This window comes from Planctomycetaceae bacterium, from assembly GCA_041398785.1.
Taxonomy (GTDB): Bacteria; Planctomycetota; Planctomycetia; order Planctomycetales; family Planctomycetaceae; genus JAWKUA01.
Genome location: JAWKUA010000025.1, coordinates 1 through 23,119 on the forward strand (window position 1 = coordinate 1; position 23,119 = coordinate 23,119).

Sequence of the window (23,119 nt, forward strand, 5' to 3'; positions counted from 1 at the left end):
ACAACCGCCCGCAAAACAAGCCCGCATGTCGCCAGAATTCCGCTTCATGCAATCGCCGGGGCTCTGCTGCGTCCGATCGCCCGGATTCTGCCATCGCATCGCGCGAACAGCGCCGAGACGCGCGGCCGCCGTCACCGCCGCTCTACGCGGGCAGAATTTCCGTCAATTCACCGTCCGCGGATTTGACCTGAATCATCCAGTCGCCGCCGAAGCCAAGAATTGCCCAGCGGCCGCGGTACGTGCCTTCACCGTCAAACGTGCCGATGTACGAAACCGCATGGGCACCGATGTACTGCTTTGTGAGTGTGACGACTGCTCCGTCGACTGTTCCGCGCAGCGTGAAAGCGCCGACCACGTCGCAGCCCTGGCCCTGAACAGAGTTCCCGTCGAACTGCAGCCGAAGGTTCTGCATCGGTTGTCGCCCGTAACCGTCCTGTTCCCACCAGCCGTCACACACAACCGATATCACTGAGCCGGATCTCCGCTGTGTCATGCAAATTTCCCGCAAATCGCACAAGCGCAGCATGACAGCGGAGATCAGCGCATAAAGCAACCCGATACCACTACGGTACCGGGTCGCTGCTCTACAGGAGACACATCACAGGTGTATTCAGTTCATCGGATTTCTCAGTACATCGCCGGACCGGCACAGCGAATCAGATGATCCTTGTCGATGTAGACGACTTCTTCGGTCTGATCCGTGTGAGTGAACGGGATCGGCCAGTAGGAACGAATGACTTTGTCGTAGTAGACGGTGCACTTGTAGTGACAATGGTGCAGTCGAGCCGGGCCGACCAGCGGATAGACCTTACATTCGTCAAGTCGATCGACGATCGGTTCAACGACAATTCGCACGTTGTTTCGATGAGTTTCCTGCAGGAAGGCAAACCCGCCGGCCGGATCATCGGGCAGTGCGCGAATCACCTGGTCGTCACTGGGAGGATCCATGCAGAAGATCGGAGCGTTTTCGCCTTCGACGGGATCCAGCACCGGCACGCGGTTGTAGAACTCGTCTTCGTGAAGCTGGTCTTCGATGCGCTGGCTTTGATAGGCGCTGATCGGCATGGGTGGCAGTGTTTCCCAGAACACCATGTATTCCCACAGAACTGCGGCGAAGCCACCGGTCAGCGTACATCCACTGTTCAAAGTGGTCGCCAGGCAGATCGCAGTCAGCACGCCCCAGCGTCGTAGATGCCTGCTTAACGTCTGCATCTTATTCATCCCTGACAGAAACTGTGGGCGAATGCCCTGATGAATCAAACCGTCCCGCTGGCCGCGCCAGCTTCCCGCAATTCGCGATGAATCCTTCTGCCCGTGCGGCCCGCTGAAATGCCTGTTGCGGCTTGACTCCGCAGGTCAGATGTTTCACCGGTCTACGCGAGCGATACCCGCACAGCACCCGGATGGGTGTCTTTTGTATGTATCGATCGTTCCGATTGGGTAACTTGTGAGAATGTTCGGATTTTACCGGACAAATCAGTCGCACGGACGGAAACCACGCTGACAGATCGTCAAACGCGGGGTGGAACGTCCCGAAACACGGCATCACGTTTCATCGGTGACACCTTCGGCGTTTAACGATCCGCCGGTCAACCGGCAGGATTCGCCGAATGGCATCTCGCCGCGGCACGGGCCGAATGCGCTTCGTCCGGGACAGCTTTCTGTGACGAAGGAAGCCTCTTCAGCCGGACGCCGCCGCGATACGCGCAGCGGTCGAGTCGGCTCCGGTGACAAACACAGGTTCGCCGGTCACAATCCGGCGTTCGTCAACTGTCCATCGAAAGGCTTATGCTCATGACTTCGCCCATGCTTCCTCAATCGGGCTCGGCTTCGATCGGTCGCCGCCAGTTGTTGTCGTATGCCGCGTTTGGCTCCGCGGTGATCGCTGCCGGTGCGTCTTCGGCCCAGGCGCCTGCGGTTCCAGCGAAAAAGTACAACATGAAGAAGTCGATTAACCTGTGGGCGTTTCCTTATCCGGACCGAATGACTCTGCAGCAGTGCCTGCAGCTTGCGAAAGACGCCGGATTCGACGGCATTGAATTGAACTACGATCTGGACAGCGAGCTTTCGCCGAAGTCCGGCACGAAGGAATTCACGGCCATTCGGCGAATGGCGGAAGACATTGGGATCGCTATCAGCGGTGTCTGTTCGTTTCTGTTCTGGCCCTATCCGCTGACAAGCAACGATCCGGCCGAACGAGCTCGCGGGCTGGAACTGGCCGGCATGATGACTCAGGCGGCTCACGATCTGGGGACTCGAAATCTGCTGGTTGTTCCGGGAGCGGTTCACATGCCGTGGCGTGCCGACCACGACCCGACTCCCAACGATGTCTGCGACAAGCGAGCCCGCGAGGCTGTCCGGCAGCTTCTGCCCGGTGCCGAAAAACTGGGTGTTTCTTTGAATATGGAGAACATCTTCTTCAACGGATTCCTGCTGTCTCCGTTTGAGATGATTGATTTCGTGGACAGCTTCAGCAGTGAGTTTGTCAACGTCCACTTCGACACCGGAAACATCATGGAATACCAGTTTCCTGAACACTGGATTCCGCTGCTGGGTCGTCGAATTCGGAATGTTCACCTGAAGGAATACACGAAGAAGGGCACGGATCATTCGCTGGAAGCCTTCCGTCCGCTGCTGGACGGCACTACGAACTGGCCGGCCGTGCTGGATGCGTTTGCTCAGGTCGGTTACGACGGCTACTTGACGTTCGAGTACTTCCACGCCTACCAGCATTTCCCCGAAGCACTGATCCACCAGACGGCGGATTCGCTGGATCGGATGCTGGGGCTGAAGTGACGCCGAACACTCATCCGCAAGGTTCGTTCGCGCCAGAGACAGGAATATGAAGAACGACCAGATCGCTTCCGTGTTCGATCAGCTCGCGGATCTGCTGGAGATTCAGGGAGCCAACCCGTTTCGCGTGCGAGCCTATCGCAACGCATCCCGCACGATCGCGGCCACAGCCGAATCGTTTGCGGCGATCGTGAAACAGCACGGCGACCTGAAGGAATACTCCGGAATCGGCGCCGACCTGGCCAGGCAGATCGAGGAGATCGTCAACACCGGCCGGCATTCCGGTCTGGAGGAATTGAAGGAACAGGTGCCCGCCGGCGTCGTCGACATGCTGCGCATTCCGGGGGTTGGTCCGAAAAAAGTGGCGGTGTTCTTCCACGAACTCGGCCTGCAGTCACTGGACGAACTCAAGGCCGCCGCGGCTGCCGGCAGACTGTCGGCGCTGAAAGGCTTCGGAAAGAAGACCGAACAGTCGATTCTGGAAAACATCGATCAGGCCGCCGAAGCAGGAACACGTACTTCCATCGCCGACGCCAGCGCCGCAGCGGACGCAATCGTACAGGACCTGCTGAAGCTGAAGCAGGTGACGCAGGCGTCGGTTGCAGGCAGCTGCAGACGACGAAAGGAAACCTGCGGCGATCTGGACGTGCTGGTCACGAGCTCGGATCCGTCGGTTCCCATGGACGCTCTGGCACAGCACCCGCTGGTGGAGAAGGTTCTGCAGCGAGGTGACACCAAGCAGCGAGTTCGGCTGACGACCGGCATGGAACTGGACCTGCGCGTAGTGCCGGATTCCTCGTTCGGTGCGGCGCTGCAGTACTTTACCGGGTCGAAGGAACACAACGTTGTGGTTCGGCAACGGGCGAAGGATCGCGGGCTGAAGATCAATGAATACGGCGTGTTTCGGGACGGCGAACAGATTGCCGGCGCGACCGAGGAAGACGTCTATGCCACGGTCGATCTGCCGTACATTCCTCCGGAACTGCGTGAAAACCGCCTGGAATTCGAAGCCATCGAAGGCGGCGGACTACCCGATCTGCTGACCGTCGATCAGATTCGCGGCGACCTGCATATGCACACCACGGCCTCCGACGGCGCCGCCACGATTCTGGAAATGGCCGAAGCCGCCAAAGCCCGCGGACTGAAGTACATCGCCATCACCGACCACAGCAAGCGAGTCTCCATGGCGAACGGCCTGGACGCCGACCGCCTCCGAAAACACTGGCAGGAAATTCGAAAAGTTCGTGAACAGGTCAAAGGCATTGAAATCCTGTGCGGCATCGAATGCGACATTCTGGAAGACGCCACACTGGATCTTCCCGACGATGTGCTGGCAGAAGCTGATTGGGTGGTTGCCGTGCTGCACTATGGTCTGAAGCAGCCACGGCAGAAGATCATGAAGCGACTGATGTGTGCGATCAGGAATCCTCACGTCGACATCATCGGTCATCCGACAGGTCGTTTGGTCGGCAAACGCGAAGGAGCAGACATCGACATCACAGAGATGCTGAAAGCGGCCGCCGATCACGGCACGATGATGGAGATCAACGCCCATCCCAAACGGCTCGATCTGAATGAAATCAACGCGTCGGCCGCAAAGGAACTGGGGATTCCGATCGTGATCAGCACGGATTCGCACAGCGTCAACGGCTTCGACGTGCTGCGGTTCGGCGTCGATCAGGCGCGGCGAGCCGGACTGACCAGTGACGACGTGGCCAACACAAGGACCCTGGCGGCATTTCGAAAGCTTCTGAAGTAGCCGCACCGGTACTCCGGCTCGCGAGGAAGAATCCTGACATGTCCATCGGTATCGAGCCGACGGTTGACGATGTGGTCGAGCGGCTGTTTGGCAGTCCGGAACATCCTGCCATCACGATTCACTTCCTGAAGGCCGTCCTCACAGACGCGGCGCCGATGCATTCGGGCGGACACCTGCATTCATCGGCTTACGCCAGACAGCACACCATGCAGGTCGACGGAACGATTACGCAAGCACGCTGGCTTCAGATAGTTCAGGCTGTAGTGACAGCAGGAACGATGTGATTTCGCCCGTCAGGACGGAAGCCGCAGTAAGGTCTCCGGCGATGGCGGCAGATTCCAGTTCCCGGCCGATTTCCGTCAGCAGCGGCAGTCCGACGCTTCCGCCGGTGCCTTTCATCCAGTGAGCTTTGTCCGCCAGAAGTTCGGTGTCGGACTGGTCAAGGGCTTCCAGAATTGACGGCAGGGATTGCTGCACCTTCACGACGAACCGCAGTGCCAGGTCGCGGAAGAAGGGGTCGGCGGGCAGACCAGCCGCGGCATTCGTTTTCCGGCGGGCCGGCTGTTCGTGCCGCTTCGTTTCGCGTCGCGGCATTCGCTGACCGGCATTCTCCGCAGTCGAAGCGGCAGGCGCGGTGTCTGCGACGGCTTCTGTTTTTCGCCGAAGTTTCTTTGCCACCGCAGCCAGCAGATCAGATGTTGAGATCGGCTTGGTGAGATAACCGGAGCATCCGACTTCGCGACATCGTCGGCGATCTTCGTCCATGCCGTTGGCGGTCAGGGCGACGATGGGAACTGTGATGCCGTCCTTCCTGAGTTGCTGCGTCGCCGTGTAGCCGTCGACTTCCGGCATCCGCATGTCCATCAGGATCAGATCGAAGTGCCGGGAACGCGCCCGATCGATCGCCCTGGCACCGTTGTCAACCAGAACACACTCCGCGCCGGCGCTTCGCAGCACGTGCGAAAAGAGTTCGCGGTTTGCTTCCACGTCGTCGGCGATCAGAATCCGGGTTCCGGACAGGTCGGCGGTGCGCCGTGCTTCGCGGCGTTCGGTATGCAGTGTCGCCTCTGCTTCGCCGGGAGTCAGCAGGCGGACGTTGTCCAGGTCGCCGGTTGAGATCGAAACCGTGAACGTGCTGCCGGCCCCCGGTTCGCTTGTCAGTTCGATATCTCCTCCCAGCGCGCGGGCAAGTTTTCGGCTGATGGAAAGGCCCAGCCCGGTGCCGCCGAACTTTCGGTTCACGGAATCGTCCGCCTGCCGGAACGGTTCGAAGACAGCTTGCTGCGCGGCGGGATCGATTCCCACTCCGGAGTCCTGCACAAGAATCTTCAGCAGCCTCTCGTCAGCGCTTGTTTCCACAAACAGGTCGACACCGCCTTCTTCGGTGAACTTGATAGCGTTGCCGACCAGGTTGGTGATGATCTGCCGAAGTCGCGTCGGGTCCGTCACGATACTTTCCGGGACGCGGCCGGTCACGCGCAGTGACAGGCGCAGGCCCTTGTGAATCGCCCGCGACTGCAGGGCCGCCAGGACGTCATGCAGCAGCCGATACGGCGGACATTTCAGTGACTCGATCGTGAGTTCTCCGGCTTCAATCCGTGACAGATCCAGCAGATCGTTCAACAACCCGTGCAGGTGACTTCCGTTGCTGTGAACTCGCTGCAGGTGCTGTCGCTGCTGAGCCGACAGGGGCTCATCGCTTTGCAGCAGCAGCTCTGTGAAGCCAAGCACAGCTCCGATGGGAGTTCGAATCTCGTGGCTCATGTGAGCCAGGAAGTCGGTCTTTGCCTGGCTGGCAGTTTCTGCGGCATCGCGAGCGGCAGCCAACTGCGCCTGAGTGCTGCGAAGGTGGTCGGCCGTCTGCTGCAGTTCCCGCGACCGCGCTTCGACTGCGGAAGTTCGTTCGGAGACGATTGATTCCAGATTGATATTGAGTTCCTTCAGTTCACGAAAGCCCTCGGCGTTTTCCATGGCGGCGCCGGCAATCGTCGTGACATAGTTGGCGATTCGCAGTTCGTTCTGTCCAAACAGGTCGCGGACTTCGGAATTGCTGACAACCAAACAGGCAACGACCTCGCCGCGGACCAGCACCGGACAGGCCAGCAGTGATCGAAAATCCGTACCGGCTGCGTCGGCGGCCACTGCCTGTCGCGACTTGATGGCATTCAGAATCCACTGCCGTGCGGGAACAGACGCGGGGACCGGCTGGCCGGTTTCGTCGATGGGAATCACGCGGCTGCAATCGCTTCTCAGCAGTCGGCGCGAAGCCGTGACCATCTTGTCGAAGATCAGTTCCGGTGAAATGGTGGACGCGATTTCTCGGCCGGATTCCAGCAGCGAATCGAAGCGATCCACCAGTGACAGCGACGTGACCATTCTTCGCGGAAGCTGTTCGTCACGAAATGCGGTAAGCCGATTTCGCGCCTGATCGAGTTTTCCGGCGGCATCTTCGAAGCCGATTTCCGAACGAATCTGATGCAGCAGAATTTCTGTTTGCAGAATTTCGTAGGCGGCGGAGTGCGACGTGGCGACACGCAGGCTGTTTTCCAGCAGATGCACTGCTCGCAGATTGCGGTTTCGAAAGACGCAGGCCCACGCCAGTTCTCTTAATGCGTGTGGACGCTCATTGCGAAATCGCAGAGAAACACGGACGGCGCAGCGCGCGGCGCGGTGATGAGCTTTGATGATCTGCTGTCGTCGCTGGCGCGTCAGCGGTGATTCCATTTCCAACTGGCACCGCAGCGCTGTTGCCTTCCATGCGTACAGCGGCGACGTGTAAGTGTTGTCAATCCCCGCTTGCCGAGCCGTCCGTATGGCATGATCCAGAACAGCAGCCGCTTCTCCGGGATGTTCATCGCCCATCATCTGCACGGCCTGAGCCAGCAGGACGTGCGTGATGCCCTGCACGTCGGTGCGCGACCGGGCGAGTTCCCGCTGCACGACCTCGGCGGGCAGGTCACCATTCGCCGCGCGAGCCCAGACTTCGATGATGTTGCCGCAGACCTGATCGTCACCGACAGCCAGTCCGGATTCGTACGCCTCGCGAGCCAGCTGCACGGCCTCGGACAGTCGCCCCAGCCGGTACAGCGACGCGGCCACCTGATACTGAGCGATATGCTTTTCCCAGAAGTCACCAGCTCGCTCCAGTATGCGAACGCTGCGGCGGCCGACGTCGACGCATTCTTCAAACTGCGACGCGGAATACAGTGCGATCGCCAGAAAGTGCAGCGACTGACCCTGACCCCAGATGTCGTCCTGTTCGGTACGAATCTGCAGGGACCGGCGGCCATAAGCAATCCCGCGCCGGTTCAGCGGAATCAGGCTCATGGCCGGAGCGTGTTCGGAGTAAGCCTGAGCAAGTTCAGCGGTCGGCCGGTATCGCTCCGCCAGATTCATGCCTCGCAGGTGTACGTACAGCACGGAAAGCTTGCCGCGCAGGTACCAATAGCCGTAGGCAAGCCGGCTGTGCAGTCGCCAGATCAGGCGATCGCGCAGCGGAGCTTCGCCTTCGACCCGCGACGTGAACTGTCGCGGCAGAAGCGTATGCAGTGCCTGGACGAAGAATTCCCGCAGGAAGCAAAACGGAAGACACCACTTCGTCGGCAGACGGCCTCCCAGACTCTTCAGCGCGGATTCCCAAAGCTGCACGGCGCGGTCTTTCGCGTCCTGTTTAAACGCCAGCTCACCCAGCTTCAGCGTGACCAGTGCCCGCGTGACGGGAGAATCGGCGCGTCGAATCGCGGCTTCCAGCAGCGGTTCCGCTTCGTCGTAGCGGCCCGTCAGCATCAGGACATCGCCGAGTCCGTGCAGGGCGGATGCGTCCGGTTCTTCCCCGGAGACCCGGGCGCTGCGAAGAACGATCGAATACTGTTGCTCGGCGGCCTCCAGAGCATGATGTCGCTGAGCGCTCCGCGCGGCCTGAAGTGCGAACGGCAGCGCCAGATCCGCGCGGCCGGCGGCATCATAATGCGAAGCGATATCGAAGATGCGGTCCGGTTCGTGCTGCTGCAGGTATTCCGCCGCACGCTGATGAATGGACTGGCAGGCGGCCGCCGTCAGTGTTCGCATGACCGCGCCGCGAATCTGGTCATGGACGAACGAGCACGAACATCCGGTGACCGATTCCCAGATCAGGTGATTTCGCCGCGGTTCCAGCAACAGCTCAACGACGCGTTCGCGGGGAATGTCGGCCAGTTGCGAAGCCATCTCGATGGAAAACGTCTTTCCCAGGACGGCGCCAACGGCCAGCAGTTTGCGTGATTCTTCCGGCAGGCGCACCATCCGCTGCTTCAGTACTTCCGCTGCTTCGCCGGACATCTGCAGATCAAGCAGCCGTTCCTGGTCGAATTGCCAGCCGGTGTTTGACGGTGTCAGGATATGCCCTTCGACAAGTCCTCGCAGAACAGCAGACGCGGCGAACGGATTGCCGGTGGAGATTTTCCAGACGGCATCCAGAACTTCCGCCGGCAGATCTCCCGCCATCGATTCCGCCAGCTTGTTGGATTCATCGCGATTCAGCGGCCCGAGTGTGAGTTCCGCTCGGCAGTTCAGGCTTCCGTGTAAACGATCGGCAAGGCGGTCGAACGGTCGCGTGGCAACGACCAGCATCGTGTGCCGTGGTTGAGTCAGGTTCCAGCGTTCCAGCATGGTCAGCGTCAGGTCGTCGGCCCACTGAGCGTCGTCCAGCAGCAGCAGCACCGGGGCGTCTTCGGAACCCAGCGAACCCAGAAATGTCGCCAGAGTCACCGCGATGCCGCGATCCGAAAGATCTTCGACGTCGTGTTCCGGCACGGGAAGTTCCAGCGTTTCGACGAGACTCGGCAGCACGGCCGCAAGTTCTCTCGCGAATTCCGACAATTCCAATCGAAGACGCTGTCGCAGTGCAGCGTCAGATCGAACGATCTCAACGCATTGCAGCAGGGCCTGGCGCAGTGATGCCAGGGGAGCCAGGCCGATGTGATCGTGACCCTGAGCACGCAGGATTCGAAAACCGTGCGCGACCGCCGTGCGCGAGATTTCCAACATCAATCGCGACTTGCCGACTCCCGACGGAGCCGTGATCAGCACAGCGCTGCTGACGCCGTCGGCGACTGCGCGCAGTTCGGATTCCAGCAGAGCAACGTCTTCGGTGCGACCGACGTAAGCCGGTTCGATCAGCGTTTCACGTCGATCCATCGTGCCGGCGACAAAGCTGACGGGACCGCTTCCGCGCAGGATTTCGCGAACCTGCTGAATGTCGTATCGAGCGCCCGCGGCAGACTGATAGCGGTCTCGCGGATGTTTCAGCAGCAGGTGCTGAACAATGTCGTTCAGCGATCGCGGGATCGCGGGATTGATCTCCGTCAGGTCCGGAACCGGCGACGTCATGTGACGGAAGAGCAGGTCACTGGACTGTTCGGCCGAAAATGGTGCGTGTCCGGTCAGGCAGGCAAACAGCACGATGCCCGCGGAATACAGGTCGGCGCTGGCCTTCACATCTTCTTCCAGCGCTCCCAGCGCTTCCGGTGACGCGTACGTTGCAAACGTGCTGACTCCGTCTTCGTTCGTCAGCCCCTGCAGAATTGCCATTGGACTGTACCCGGCCAGCAGTGCTCTGGTTCGGCCGTTCGAATGGTCAATGTAGATATCCGCCGGCAGCAGGCATCTTCGAATCAGGCCGTGTGCGTGAAGTCCCTCCAGAGCCTCAAATACGTCGTCGGCAATGCTGAGCGTTTCCTCGACCGACAACGGGCCTCTGGCCAGCCGCTCCGCCAGTGTTGGCAGCGACAACAGCGGACACACAACACGGCCGACGTGATCGTCGAATTCGAAATCGCATGGAGTCGCCACGCGATCCAGCACCACGGAAGAAAGCCGGGCCACTTCGTAGTGCAGCCGCATTCGAATCGCGGCCGGGATGCTGTCGCTGAACGGGACTTCATGGACACATACACGCTGTCCGCCCGCATCGATCCCCGTCAGCGAACGGAACGCGCCGTAGTCGCAGACGATGGGATCCGGTTGATAGTGTGACCAGATTCTCGAGTTTCTCTCGGACATAAGAAGTGCCTATGCAAGCAGCAAAGCAAACCTAGGTCCGATTAAACGCCGGGGTCCGCATCCCTAAGGGGGATTCGAGTTCAGGGGGGCGATGCCCCAGCAGGTTTCGCCCGATCCTGCGAAATGTCGCTCGAAAATCGACTTTGACGCCGGCCGTGAACTTGCTCTCAAAATTGCGATTTGAAGCCGAGACTTCCGGATTTCAACCGCAAGGCGTCACAGGATTCTGAACGTAGCGGTGAGTGCGATGCTGGATTTGTTCTGCCAACTCGATTCTGATTGAACCGTGCATCAGGCGTGTTTCGGCTGCCATAGACCGGACTCAGTTCCACTTCACCGCGTTGTCCGGAAATCGAGGTTCGATTTCGTGCGAGTAGCTTCCGACGGCAGCGACCTGATACAACTGATCGTCGCTTTTGAACGTCCTGCAGAACTTCCGGAGACTGCATCCTATGAACCTCACTGATCTTTCCTGGCCAGCCGTCGATTCGCTGGATCGCGCGACTCCGGTCGTGTTTCCGATCGCCGCGCTGGAGCAGCACGGACACCACATGCCGGTATTCACAGACAGCCTGCTGCTCGGTGAAATCATGCGGCGAGTGCAGCAGATGCCGGTGGCCGACAACGTGCTGTTTGCTCCGCTGCAATGGCTGGGAAATTCTCACCATCATCTGGATATGCCGGGCACCATGTCGGCGACGCCGCGGCTGTATCTGGATCTGCTGAAGAATGCCGCGGACAACTTTCTGCATCACGGCTTTCGACGGATCGTGTTCATCAACGGACACGGCGGAAACATCACGCCTTCGCAGCAGGCGCTGTTTGAACTGCGGCAGGATCGACGTGACGAGATGGATCTGTTGCTGGCCAGTCTGACCTATTGGGATTCGGCAGCTCCGTCGGAAACCATTCCCGGACTGACTCAAAGCCAGATGGGTCATGCGTGCGAATGGGAAACGTCGATGATGCTGGCGATTCGGCCCGAACTGGTTGTTGGCCATGTCAGCGATGTTCCGGAGGTCTGGTTTGGCGAAGGAGCGGCTCCGGGCTACCGGGCATGGACCATGCGAGATCGCAGCGTCCCCGGACACATCGGCCATCCATCGTCCGCTACGCGGGAAAAGGGCGAAGCACTGTTCGACGTCTTTGCGAATGGGGTCGCAAAGTTCCTGGAACGAACCGTTTCATGGAACGGGAAAGACTGGAATCTTTGAAAGCATCACGCGCCTATGAAAACCGATGAAGATTCGTGGTGGCCCTGGGCGGTCTGCTTCGTATTGCTGCTGGCAACGATGCTGAATTACATGGACCGCCAGGCTCTGGCCGTGACGTTTCCGCTGCTGAAACGCGACTTCAATCTTTCGGAAGACCGCGTCGGAATGGTGGAAGGCTGCTTCGGCTATGCCTTCGCCTTCGGGTCGCTGCTGTTCGGGTTTCTGGCCGACCGATTCGGACCGCGTTATCTGTATCCCATCGTGCTGGCCGGCTGGTCACTGGCCGGAATCGCGACTTCGATGGCTGGCCAGGAGTGGGTCCTTCGACTGTTGGAAAGTCCGGGGGACGAACCCGGCACGGCTGTCTATCGATGGCTGCTGATATGCCGCATCGTGCTGGGAGTCTGTGAAGCCGGCCACTGGCCCTGCGCACTGCTGACGGTTCGTGCGATACTGGGCGAACGTCGTCGAACGCTGGGGAACGGCATCCTGCAAAGCGGCGCTTCCATCGGAGCCGTCACGGTTCCGCTGTACATCGAAGCGGCGGAACGGGCCGGTCAGCCCTGGGAATTCCCGTTCTGGTCGATCGGCGTGGCGGGCCTGCTGTGGATTCCCGTCTGGTTCGCGTTGGTTAAGGGACGCAGCCTGTCCGGAACCAGGACCGATCGCGTCACTGACAACTCGGCCGGAATTGAGGTGACACTCACGCCGGATCACGCCCGGCACGCGGACTTCGCAAAGCGAATTGTCGTGATGCTGCTGATTGTGGGAACACTGACGATCAGTTGGCAGTTTCTGCGAGCGTGGCTGGGGCTGTTCCTGGAGGACCATCACGGTTACTCAAAGCAGGCGACTCGCGGACTGATGTCGCTGTATTTCATTTCCGCAGACGTCGGCTGCATCTTGTCGGGTATCCTGGTTGCCTGGCTGGCACGCCGCGGGATGACGGTCCAGGCTTCGCGCGTCGCCGGATTCCTGGCGTTCGCGCTGCTGACGTCCTGCGGAGCCCTCGTTCCGTATGCCGGCAACGGCTGGCTGATGATCGCACTGCTGCTGATTGCGGGAGCCGGAATTCTGGGGCTGCATCCGTTCTACTATTCACTGACGCAGGAACTGTCGGCACGGCACATGGGTTCGCTGAGCGGACTGCTGGCGGCGGCCGGATGGATCGTGTCCAGCACGTGGCAGATGTACCTTGGCAAATACATCCAGGAACACAAGAGCTATGAACTGGGCCTGTTGATGGTCGGCCTGGCTCCGATGATTGGCCTGGTCGCGCTGTGGCTGTTGTGGCCGCGCGAAAGGCCGGCTCTGGCCGTCGCGTGACGGTTTCAGGCTCAGATCAGAGCTTGAGCGCCCGACGCGCAGGCCGGCTACGTCACTACCTGAGCACGTGCCATCGCCGGACCGGACCAGAACGCCATTTCCTGAGTATCCTTCGGAAAGCAGTCCAGCATCAGCCGAATGATGGCGCGGTCGTCTTCGTGCAGCGGCGCTGCCAGGCCGTCGACATCGGGAAAGCTGTGCCGCAGTCCCGCCAGAATCAGCGTCCACGCCGGACTGCGGGATTCCAGACTGTCCTGCTGAAAACGATCGTGGAAAAATTCCCGCGATCGAACTTTGTCGAACGCGTAGCTCCACAGGTCATATTCGGCCATCAGAGTACACGACAGCAGGTCTGACCAGCGTTCCGTCGATGACCGCAGCCGGTCGATGTGAATCAGTTGTTCAGACGTCAGCGACTTGTCATTCAGACAGATGCCCAGCGCCTTGTGCCGGACGGTCATATGTCCGCGATGAACATTGTTCGCCAGCGGTTCGATACGGTCTTCGCGGCGGTGACGGTCGCAGGCGGCCAGCATGATCGTCCACACGCGATTGACCAGATCGTTGATCAGAATCTGTTCGGTCAGCGACTGAATCGGCGGCCTCAGGGGACTCAGCCCGATCAGGTGCAGCGGATCTCGAATCTGCACGCAGCTTTCCAGATCATTCAAATCCCGCATCCAGCGATTGAACCGGTTGCGGGAGCGAATGTAGTAGTCACCCAGCAGCACATTCGGAATCGGCCGTGCCTGTTCAATCAGCAGACGGCTGTGGGCCGAGAGCAGCGCAGTGACTTCGACAAGATAGGCGAGCTTCACAGAGCGAATCCTGATTGGAAGACCGTGAATATGGCGGACAGGAAGTGTCCTGCGGGGATGGCGGTCGAGTGTTCCGGAGACAACTCAGCCGATGGAACTGGAAGGCCGTTGCTCAACATGACGCAAACGGAATGCCAGGTCCGCCATTCGGTCAATCGGCCGTGTTTCCCGGTTCAGCCGTGGATCGGACGTTGCGTTTCGGAAACAGCCGTCACCGGGATGATGCCGTAACGCGACGGATCAGCCAGTCGGCGATCGCTCCTTCGGCGGCGTTCGAATCAGCGGCGTTCAGAGTTTGCAGCGTTGCGTTCGCCGCCTTGTAAGCCGCCCGAGTCACCGGCTGTACATCTTCCCGAACGGTCGCCAGCGGCCGCGGCGCACACAGCGCCAGCAGCCCCGGAACATCGCCGTAACGAATCGCTCCCGGAATCAGGTTCACGTCGCGAATGTCGGTGATGTTCGCAAACCGGAAGCCGTTCATGTCCACCGCCACACCGGTCACCGCATCACCTGACAGCGCCGCGGCGGCCGCAACAATCGGCCCGGCTAAGTCGACTCCGACCAGCCGAATCGACTGAACCTGCATGTCGCGCAGCGCCGCGATCGTTTTCATCACGTCGTGAACGCGCTGAGCAAACAGGGAATGGTTGTAGCCCAGCGTGTACCCCAGAAACTCGCGGGGATTCTCCACGCTGCGTGTCTGAGTGAGCGGCTTGCCATCGGCCAGAAAATCTCCGGTGTACAGCACGTCGATTCCCAGCACCGTGAATCCGTCGTCGACCAGCTTTGCGACGTGCGGCCTGGGTTCGCCGCCATCGCTCAACAGACTGGACTTGCCCTTCAGACTCACCCACAGAACCAGTTCGCGCTGATTCGCATCGGGCTGGCGAACCGCGATTCCAGGGACTTCTTCCCCCACGGACTCCTGCCGAAGCCGGCCTTCAACGATTTCAAAACGGCCCTGCGTTCTGGTGGAATCGTGCTTTACCGTGACCTGCTGCGGTTCCGCCAGACTTCGCCCGATCATGACTTCCCACGCGCCGCCGACAACTCGCCGGTATTCCTTCAGCGACGCGGCGTCCGTGGGCGTCAGAGCCTGGATCTTTGCCGAAAGGTCCCTGTCCAGAGCCTGCAGCACGGCAATTTCCGTCGCTTCGTTCTTTTCCGGAGCCGGATACTGATCGCTGAAGACAGTGGCTTCCGGAACCGTCAGCGGCTGGTAGTCTCGTTCAACAATTTCGTCGGCCCCCAGGTTCAGATATTGATTGAAGAACTCATACATCATCATCCGGGCGTGACGATTGTAGTTGTGCGGATAGTCGAAGTGTTTTGCGTTGACGACATCCGGGACGTTCAGCATCGCGAAGTGCCGTTTCAGTTCGGGCAGGCCTTTGTGTTCGATGTCGACGGTCCAGTCGTTCGCGCCTGACATGAAGATCGGCCGCGGTGCCACCATGGCCGCGAATTCGATGTTGCCCGTGTTGACTCGCAGCAGCGACGCGTTTTCACACGTGCAGCCGCCCTGCATCGCGGTCGACACCATCACCGCCGGAAACGCGGCGGCAATGCGATCGTCCAGGGCCGCCAGCATGAATGTCTGAGTGCCGCCGCCACTGGCTCCCGTGACGCCGATGCGTGCCGTGTCGCAGTCTTCGCGGCTGGTGATCCAGTCCAGAATGCGAATTGAATTCCATGTCTGCAGTCCCAGAACATTCAGGCAGCGAAGTTCCGACTGAGCGCTGAACAGTCCCCAGTGATCGGGAGAACTCATGCCGGGCCGCTGCTTCGCGAATCGGTGGGCGAGTTCGTAGGAAATGCTGCTGCCGTCCGCGTAACCCAGCATGTCGTACAGGAACACCATGCAGCCCATGCGAGCCAGTTGAACGCTTCTCGCCTGCAGCGGATGCCGACCGCCGACTTCAAAGATCTCCGCATCGGAATCCAGTTCCGTCCTGATCTGAGACTCACCGTGATCATGAAAACGCCCTTCGGCCCAGTGTCCGTGAGGACTCACGATGGTCGGCAGACGTCCGGCGGCATCCTTCGGCTTATACAGACTGCCGGTAACCAGCAGCCCCGGACTGCTTTCGAAAAACACCCGGTCGACGGTGTAGTCGTCCCGTTCGACGCGACCGTGAACCGTCGCCCTGATGGGCGGTCGCGAAGGCATCGGCCACAACCCGCACGCCACCAGCATCTGTCGCTTCACGTATTCCTTCCGCCGCTCCCACGCTTCCGGCGAACCGCTCGGAGCAAACGGGAAGTAGCCGTCCAGATCCTTCAGCGGTCCCAGCCGTGAATCATTCGGAACGGCCGCCGCCGCGTGCCCGCCGAAGACCGGAACCAGCGGCACAACTCCAGCCGCCACAAGTCCCGCAGCCATGCGCTGCATTGCACCCCGCCGATCAACTGCATTGAACTTCATGACTCTCTCACTTTCACTGGCCGGTCGTCGAAACGGAACATCCGGAACACTCTAACCAACGACAAGCAAAGCGCACAGCAATCCGGCATCCTGACCCGGTAGTCGAACTGGTGCCTGGAACCACGATTTCGAGAGGTCGAAGACATGCGCCTGCCGGCAACACTGCTGCACGTCACAACTGTGTCCCGCGACATCGGGCACGAACGGAGCCTGACAGCGCCAGTCACGAACTGACATCGCGCAGCTCGCTCTTGTGTGATGATGGTCCGTGTGTGATCGACGAGCAGCGCGACGTAGGTCTGCTTTCGCCGTGTTCGGCCGAGGTTGCGTCTTTCGGCCGGTTCATCGGCTTCGGCAGCGACGATTGCGGACGGCTTCAGGCATCCGAACATCGGCTGCGGGAACTGCTGACCAGCGGCGAGCACTGTTGACGCCACCGAACACCGCAGCGCTGAACGATCGACGAAGCCGTCCGCTGCGGCGCCGATGGTCGACAATGCCGGGTACAGAAATCATCATCACTGACCGTTGGGCACCGGACGTCGTTGCTGCCGGGGAACGTCGTTTGGAGTGCGGTGACTGGTCACCGCTTTGGATTTCGTTCAGCCAGCCGAAAGCAGGATGATCGTAATTAATGGGCATCGCAAGCCTGTGGACATTCAAAGCTCCGCCGAGCTGGAGCACTCCAAAGTTCTGGAGTGCGGTGACTGGTCACCGCTTTGGAATTCGTTCAGCCAGCCGAGCAGGATGATCGTGAGGAATGGACATCGCAAGCCTGTGGAGATCCAAAGCTCCGGTGAGTCGGAGCGCTCCAGAGAACTCGCCGAGCGAATTTCTCGTCTCAACAGCTTGCAGATAGCGGAGGTTGAACGACTGGTCACCTCGCTTGAACTGCAGTCGCGACGAGACACGTCGTCAAGCCGACGGCAACATTCGCACTGGCCGCACGCACCATTGCATCGGCTCGGAGGTAAAGGCACCTACATAGTGACTGCCGGAACCTTCGGCAAAGAGCATCACTTTTGTAGTGCCGAGTCGCTGCAACTTCTGCAGGCAGAATTACTCGCGAAGGCACGGCAGTACGACTGGCAGCTTGAAGCCTGGGCGTGCTTTTCAAACCACTATCATTTCGTTGGGCACGCACTTGAGGATTCCGCGTCACTCAAGCCGTTTCTGGCTCACTTTCATGCGGATTCGGCGAGGGAAATCAATCGCAGGCAGGGCTGTCGAAACCGGCGGGTCTGGTACAACTTTTGGGAGACGGAATTGACGTATGAGAAGTCGTACCTCGCGCGACTGAATTACGTGCATCAGAACGCGGTGCGCCATGGCCTTGTCTCTGTTGCGAATCAGTATCGCTGGTGCTCCGCAGCGTGGTTCGAACGGACAGCGACGCCGGCCCAGGTGAAAACGATCTACGGCTTCAAGACCGACAAGCTGAAAGTGTTGGATGACTTTGAGGTGTTATCTGCCGGATGAAATCCAAAGTTCTGGAGTGCGGTGACTGGTCGCCGCTTTGGAATTCGTTCAGCCAGCCGAAAGCAGGACGATCGTGATGAATGGACATCGCAAGCCTGTGGACATCCAAAGCTCCGCCAAGTCGGCGCACTCCAAAGTTCTGGCGTGCGGTGACTGGTTACCGTTTTGGAATTCGTTCAGCCAGACAAGAACCGCGCGGTTGGGGTGAGAAATGGCCATTTACGGAACAGCACTGTTGTCGCTTTGTCTGCTGATTGGTCTTGTGATCGGGCAGTTGATCGGAGCGGCGATTGGTGTTGATGCCAACGTCGGCGGCGTCGGGATGGCGATGCTGATGCTGATTCTTTTGTCAGCAAGACTGCAGGCCGCCGGAGTGCTGCCCAAGCCGACTCAGCACGGTGTGCTGTTCTGGAGTTCCATCTACATCCCCATCGTCGTGGCGATGGCGGCCGGTCAGAATGTCCGGGCGGCCGTCAGTGGCGGAACCGTGGCGGTCCTGGCGGGAGTGGTTGTCGTTATCGTCAGTTTCCTGCTTGTGCCGCTGATCAGTCGGATCGGTCGGACTTCCGCTGACGATGCTGCCCGCGAAGAAACGGCTTCGACGAGAGACGAGCCATGAACGCTCTGTGCCAGGCTGTCGAATCGGTGCTGACGAAGTATTCGCTGGTCACGGCATTTGCGTTCGTCGGCATCATCATTTGGTTGTCATACGCCATCTCGCGTCACATTACTCGGGGACGCATGCACGGTTCGGCGATCGCCATTCTGATCGGATTGCTGCTGGCCTATGTGGGCGGTGTGGCGACCGGCGGCACGAAAGGGATCGCAGATATCGATTGCCTTGCCGGAATTGGTCTGATGGGCGGAGCCATGCTGAGAGATCTTGCCATCGTCGCGACAGCGTTTGGAGTACGGCTGGATGAATTCCTCAGGACCGGCATCAGCGGAGTTGTCTCGCTGCTTGTCGGCGTGCTCGTTTCGTTCCTTGTTGGAGCAGTCATCGCGTATTCGTTCGGTTATCGGGACGCCGTCAGCATGACGACAATCGGAGGCGGAGCGGCGACGTACATCGTCGGTCCCGTCACCGGAACTGCGCTTGGGGCGTCGAGTGAAGTGATCGCGCTCAGTGTCGCAGCCGGACTTGTCAAATCCATGCTGGTGATGACGATGACGCCGTTCGTGGCGAAATGGATCGGGCTCGACAACCCGCGTTCGGCGCTGATCTTCGGCGGACTGATGGGAACCACAAGCGGCGTGGCCGGCGGATTGGCGGCGACGGATGAAAGACTGGTTCCGTATGGCGCGATGACGGCGACGTTTTACACCGGGCTGGGATGTCTGGTGGGACCGTCGTTCGTGTTCATTGTCATTCGTTCTGTGGTGAGTTCGTAGGAAGATGGCTGCAGCGAAAACGAAACATCTGCCAATCATTGAACGCGCGGTCGGGCATCGTGATCGAATCGCCGTCCGTTCAGACTCAGGCATCCACACATACCACGATCTCGTTGTCGCGTCAGCAAACGTCGCTGTTGCGTTGCTGAACGGAACTGATGATTTGAACGAAGCGCGGATCGCGTTTCTTGTTCCTCCCGGCGAGCGGTACATCGCTGCGCAGTGGGGAATCTGGCGAGCAGGCGGAATTGCAGTGCCGCTGAGCCTTGCGGCGACCGGGAAGGAACTGGATTACACGCTGACAGACTCGCGAGCGGATACGGTGGTCGTCGTCGACGAACTGGCTGAGCGAGTCACATCGCTGTGCCGACAACACGGCCTGCGGCAGATCCGCATCGACAACCTTCCATCCGCACCGCAGGTTGTGCTGCCGGAGATTGCGACTGACCGCCGAGCCATGATTCTCTACACCAGCGGAACAACCAGCAAACCGAAAGGTGTTGTGACAACGCACGCGTGTATTCAGGCTCAGATGGAATCGCTGATCGAAGCGTGGCGCTGGCGGCCGGACGACCGAATTCCGCTGTTTCTGCCGCTGCACCACATTCACGGTATCGTCAATATCATGCTGTGTGCGCTGTGGGCCGGTGCTGAGATCGAAGTGTTTCCGCGATTCGAATTGGAAGCGATCCTTAACAGGGTCGCCGATCGCGCGTACACCGTCTTCATGGCCGTGCCGACAATCTATGTCAAGCTGATCGAAGTCCTGGAAGCGATGCCGCCATCTGAACGGGAACGGACCGTACGCGGCTTCGCGGACATGCGACTCATGATCTCCGGTTCCGCCGCACTTCCGGCGAGCGTGCATGCCGCCTGGACCAGACTGACCGGGCAGAAGCTTCTGGAACGTTACGGAATGACCGAGATCGGCATGGCGTTGTCCAACCCCTTTGAGGGAGAACGCCGTCCCGGTGCCGTCGGTCAGCCGCTCCCCGGGGTCGAGGTTCGTCTGCAGAGCGAGTCGGGTGAATCGGTGACGGAGGACGGCGTCTCCGGCGAGATTCAGGTTCGCGGTCCGAATGTCTTTTGCGAATACTGGAACCGGCAAGAGGCCACGCGTGAATCATTTACGGACGGCTGGTTTCGAACCGGTGACATGGCCGTCATCGAGAACGGATACTTTCGCATCATGGGTCGCAGCAGCGTCGACATCATCAAAAGCGGCGGCTACAAACTTTCCGCACTGGAAATCGAAGCGTCGCTGCTCGACCACCCGGCCATCGCTCAATGTGCCGTCGTCGGTCTGCCCGACGAAACCTGGGGCGAGACCATCGCCGCCGCCATCGTACTCAAAGGTGAAGCATCGCTCGATGCCGACTCACTGCGCCGCTGGTGCAAAGACCGCGTTTCCCCCTACAAAATCCCGCGTCGACTGCTCATCGTTAACGAACTGCCCCGAAACGCCATGGGCAAAGTCACCAAACCGGCCGTGACCGAACTGTTCGCTGCCGCGGACCGGGAGTGAACGCGAGGAGCCGGTTCCGAACCTCGCGCCCTGCAATCTTCCCAATCAAGCACTTGGCCGCCGTGCGACGTTCTCGATGCGCGGATGCACGTTGCGCGGCGTCCTGCTACGATCGATGCGTCGCGTTCGAAGCCTCAGCACCCACCAGTTCGGCGGGATCGCCGCGCGTTTTGGGGAGACTGGCAAAATGGTCCGAGCCGCCGCGGGTATCCTGGTCGCTCACATGGTCGTGTTCAGTTTGTCGTCGGATTTGTTGGCCGATGACTTCTCACAGCTCCGTGACCAGTTTCTGGCACACTGCGTCCGCTGCCACGGTCAGGACGGTGTTGTCGAAGGCAACGTCAACCTGCTGTCTGTGCAGGGGGCTAAGGATCCCTTGAGCAGGCCCGAGCTGCTGCAGAAACTGATCCGGGTCGTTGAAGATCGTGAGATGCCGCCGGCCGACGAACCTCAGCCGTCGCTGGACGTACGGACCGCATTGGCGGCTCAGCTAAAGACGATCCTTGCCGAGACACTGCGATCGTACCCCTTCGACCGGACGCCGATGAGGCGGATGAATCGCTTTCAGTACAACAACGCGGTTGTTGACCTGCTGGAGCTGGACCGTGACATCTTTCAACTGAATGAGCGGCTGATGCGGCGCAGGGACGACTACTTCGACCCGGCGACGCGCAGCATGCCTTCGAAAGTGCGCGTCTCATGCCGTCCACTGTCGAAGGACATCGACAATCAGCGTCCCGAAGGCTTCCGCGGCGTCGCGGCCTTTCCGCAGGACCAGCGGGCCGAACACGGCTTTGACAATCGCGCCGATCACCTGACGTTGTCACCACTGCTGATGGAGGCGTTCCTGGAATTGAGCCAGTCCGTCGCCGGGAGTCCGGATCTGAATGATAAGGAATGCCGGAGTTGGAGCTGGCTCTTCGCGGCGCCGGCTGAAGAGTCCATTGACGACGGCGGGATGACGAGCGTCATTCGCGAGCGGGTCGGCAGGCTGCTGCGGCGTGCATTTCGCAGGTCGATCGATGCTGAGACCCGGGAGAGCTTTGTCCGATTTGCCGAGGCGCAACTGGCTGCCGGCGCTTCCTTCGAGCAGACCATGAGAGCAGTCGTCGGTGCAGTCCTTGCCATGCCGGAATTCCTGTACTTTCATGACGAGCCGGCCGACGGAAGTTCGGATCGTGCGACGACCGGCCGGGAACCCGTAAGCGACTTCGAGCTGGCTTCGCGCCTGGCCCTGTTCCTGTGGAGCAGCATTCCGGACGACACCCTGCTGGACCTTGCAGACGCGGGACGACTGAGCGACCCGGACACGCTGGGCGCTCAGATTGACCGCATGCTGGACGATCGCCGGACGGGACGCTTCTGCGACAATTTCCCGTCGCAATGGCTGCAACTGGATCGGTTGATCACCGCAATTCCTGACCGGGAGATGTATCCGTATTTCTACTATCACGGCTATCGCACCAGCATGCACATGATGTCCGAACCGCTGCTGTTGTTTGAGACGGTCTACATCGAAGACCGATCGATTCTCGATTTGCTCGCGCCTGATTTCACGTGGCAGAGCGAGATGCTGCGTCAGAACTATGAAGGAGTGTCCGCTTCCGGCCACGACGTGCAGGTGCAGACGTTCGAGAGGGTCGCCATCGACCACCCGCGCCGCGGCGGAGTCATTACCAACGCCGCGGTGATGACAATGACGTCGACTCCCACCAGGACTCAGCCCATTACGCGCGGCGCCTGGCTGAATGAAGTGGTGTTTAACGATCCGCCGGAACCGCCTCCCGCCGATGTCCCGCCGCTGCCGGAAGTGGACCACGAACAGTTGGCGAAACTGACGATCCGCGAACGCCTGGCGGTGCATCGGCAGCGGGCCGACTGTGCCGCCTGCCACAACAGAATCGATCCACTGGGCTTTGCTCTGGAGAACTTCGGTCCCACCGGAGTCTGGCGGGACAAGTATGAAAACGGCCGCGACGTAGATGTCAGCGGCCTGTTATTCAATCAATATGAGTTCACTACACTGGAAGAATTCAAGTCGCTGTTGGTACGCCACAAGCAGCGATTCATCCGCGCTTTTGCATCACATCTGATGTCGTACGCGCTCGGCCGTCAGCCTGGACCGGCGGATGGACCCGCACTGGATGAGATCACCGAACGAGCAGTCAACGGTGAAGATCACATGCGAACGATTCTGAAAGCGGTGGCGATGAGCGATCCGTTTCGGCACAAGAATGCGTCCACCGCGGACTGAAGGAAGGTCAGGGGCGTCGATCCCGCATTGTTGTTCCGTAGACCGCCGGAGCGTGTAGAATTCGATCGCACATCAAAGATCGGCGACGAAAACTG

Annotated in this window: 14 protein-coding genes; 9 read left to right on the forward strand and 5 right to left on the reverse strand. The window is 60.0% G+C overall.

Features of this window, described 5'->3' with window-relative positions; all coding sequences use genetic code 11:
- Positions 1 to 142: 142 nt before the first annotated feature.
- Positions 143 to 493 carry a hypothetical protein gene (locus tag R3C19_22830; GenBank protein ID MEZ6063191.1) on the reverse strand — a complete coding sequence of 117 codons (351 nt, stop codon included), beginning with the start codon at positions 491 to 493 and terminating at the stop codon, positions 143 to 145.
- Positions 494 to 627: 134 nt separating this feature from the next.
- Entirely contained in the window at positions 628 to 1,212 is a 585-nt protein-coding gene (locus R3C19_22835; protein MEZ6063192.1) for a hypothetical protein, read from the reverse strand.
- 582 nt (positions 1,213 to 1,794) lie between these two features.
- On the opposite strand from R3C19_22835, the gene R3C19_22840 reads away from it, so the two are divergent.
- The gene (locus R3C19_22840; protein ID MEZ6063193.1) at positions 1,795 to 2,796 is read left to right on the forward strand and encodes a sugar phosphate isomerase/epimerase family protein; all 1,002 of its coding nucleotides are present in this window, start codon (positions 1,795 to 1,797) and stop codon (positions 2,794 to 2,796) included.
- 46 nt (positions 2,797 to 2,842) lie between these two features.
- Positions 2,843 to 4,552, forward strand: a complete 1,710-nt coding sequence (gene polX, locus R3C19_22845; protein MEZ6063194.1) for a DNA polymerase/3'-5' exonuclease PolX — start codon at positions 2,843 to 2,845, stop codon at positions 4,550 to 4,552.
- 225 nt (positions 4,553 to 4,777) lie between these two features.
- Here the strand turns inward: polX and R3C19_22850 are convergent, their stop codons facing one another.
- Complete coding sequence (locus R3C19_22850; protein MEZ6063195.1) at positions 4,778 to 10,591, reverse strand: ATP-binding protein; 5,814 nt, start codon at positions 10,589 to 10,591, stop codon at positions 4,778 to 4,780.
- Between the two features lie 452 nt (positions 10,592 to 11,043).
- On the opposite strand from R3C19_22850, the gene R3C19_22855 reads away from it, so the two are divergent.
- Positions 11,044 to 11,805, forward strand: coding sequence for a creatininase family protein (locus tag R3C19_22855; protein ID MEZ6063196.1), 762 nt, complete (start codon positions 11,044 to 11,046; stop codon positions 11,803 to 11,805).
- Between the two features lie 15 nt (positions 11,806 to 11,820).
- Positions 11,821 to 13,131, forward strand: a complete 1,311-nt coding sequence (locus tag R3C19_22860; protein MEZ6063197.1) for an MFS transporter — start codon at positions 11,821 to 11,823, stop codon at positions 13,129 to 13,131.
- A gap of 47 nt (positions 13,132 to 13,178) precedes the next feature.
- Here R3C19_22860 and R3C19_22865 read toward each other — a convergent pair whose 3' ends face one another.
- Both R3C19_22865 and R3C19_22870 read right to left on the reverse strand, forming a co-directional pair.
- Positions 13,179 to 13,949 (reverse strand): hypothetical protein, encoded by a 771-nt coding sequence (locus R3C19_22865; protein ID MEZ6063198.1) that lies wholly within the window; start codon positions 13,947 to 13,949, stop codon positions 13,179 to 13,181.
- 211 nt (positions 13,950 to 14,160) lie between these two features.
- Complete coding sequence (locus R3C19_22870) at positions 14,161 to 16,374, reverse strand: acetylxylan esterase (GenBank protein ID MEZ6063199.1); 2,214 nt, start codon at positions 16,372 to 16,374, stop codon at positions 14,161 to 14,163.
- Positions 16,375 to 16,995: 621 nt separating this feature from the next.
- Between R3C19_22870 and R3C19_22875 the strand changes: the two genes are divergently transcribed.
- The 5 genes from R3C19_22875 (at position 16,996) to R3C19_22895 (ending at position 23,024) form a co-directional block, all read left to right on the forward strand.
- Entirely contained in the window at positions 16,996 to 17,853 is an 858-nt protein-coding gene (locus R3C19_22875) for a hypothetical protein (GenBank protein ID MEZ6063200.1), read from the forward strand.
- A 211-nt stretch (positions 17,854 to 18,064) separates the two neighbouring features.
- Positions 18,065 to 18,472, forward strand: coding sequence for a malonate transporter subunit MadL (gene madL / locus R3C19_22880; protein MEZ6063201.1), 408 nt, complete (start codon positions 18,065 to 18,067; stop codon positions 18,470 to 18,472).
- Positions 18,469 to 19,245, forward strand: a complete 777-nt coding sequence (gene madM, locus R3C19_22885; GenBank protein ID MEZ6063202.1) for a malonate transporter subunit MadM — start codon at positions 18,469 to 18,471, stop codon at positions 19,243 to 19,245. The genes madL and madM overlap by 4 nt, the downstream gene beginning before the upstream one ends.
- A 4-nt stretch (positions 19,246 to 19,249) precedes the next feature.
- Positions 19,250 to 20,770: an acyl-CoA synthetase gene (locus tag R3C19_22890; protein MEZ6063203.1), complete on the forward strand. Its 1,521-nt coding sequence runs from the start codon at positions 19,250 to 19,252 to the stop codon at positions 20,768 to 20,770.
- A 187-nt stretch (positions 20,771 to 20,957) separates the two neighbouring features.
- A complete protein-coding gene (locus tag R3C19_22895; protein MEZ6063204.1) occupies positions 20,958 to 23,024 on the forward strand; it encodes a DUF1592 domain-containing protein in 2,067 nt (688 codons plus the stop codon).
- The last annotated feature ends 95 nt before the right edge of the window (positions 23,025 to 23,119 follow it).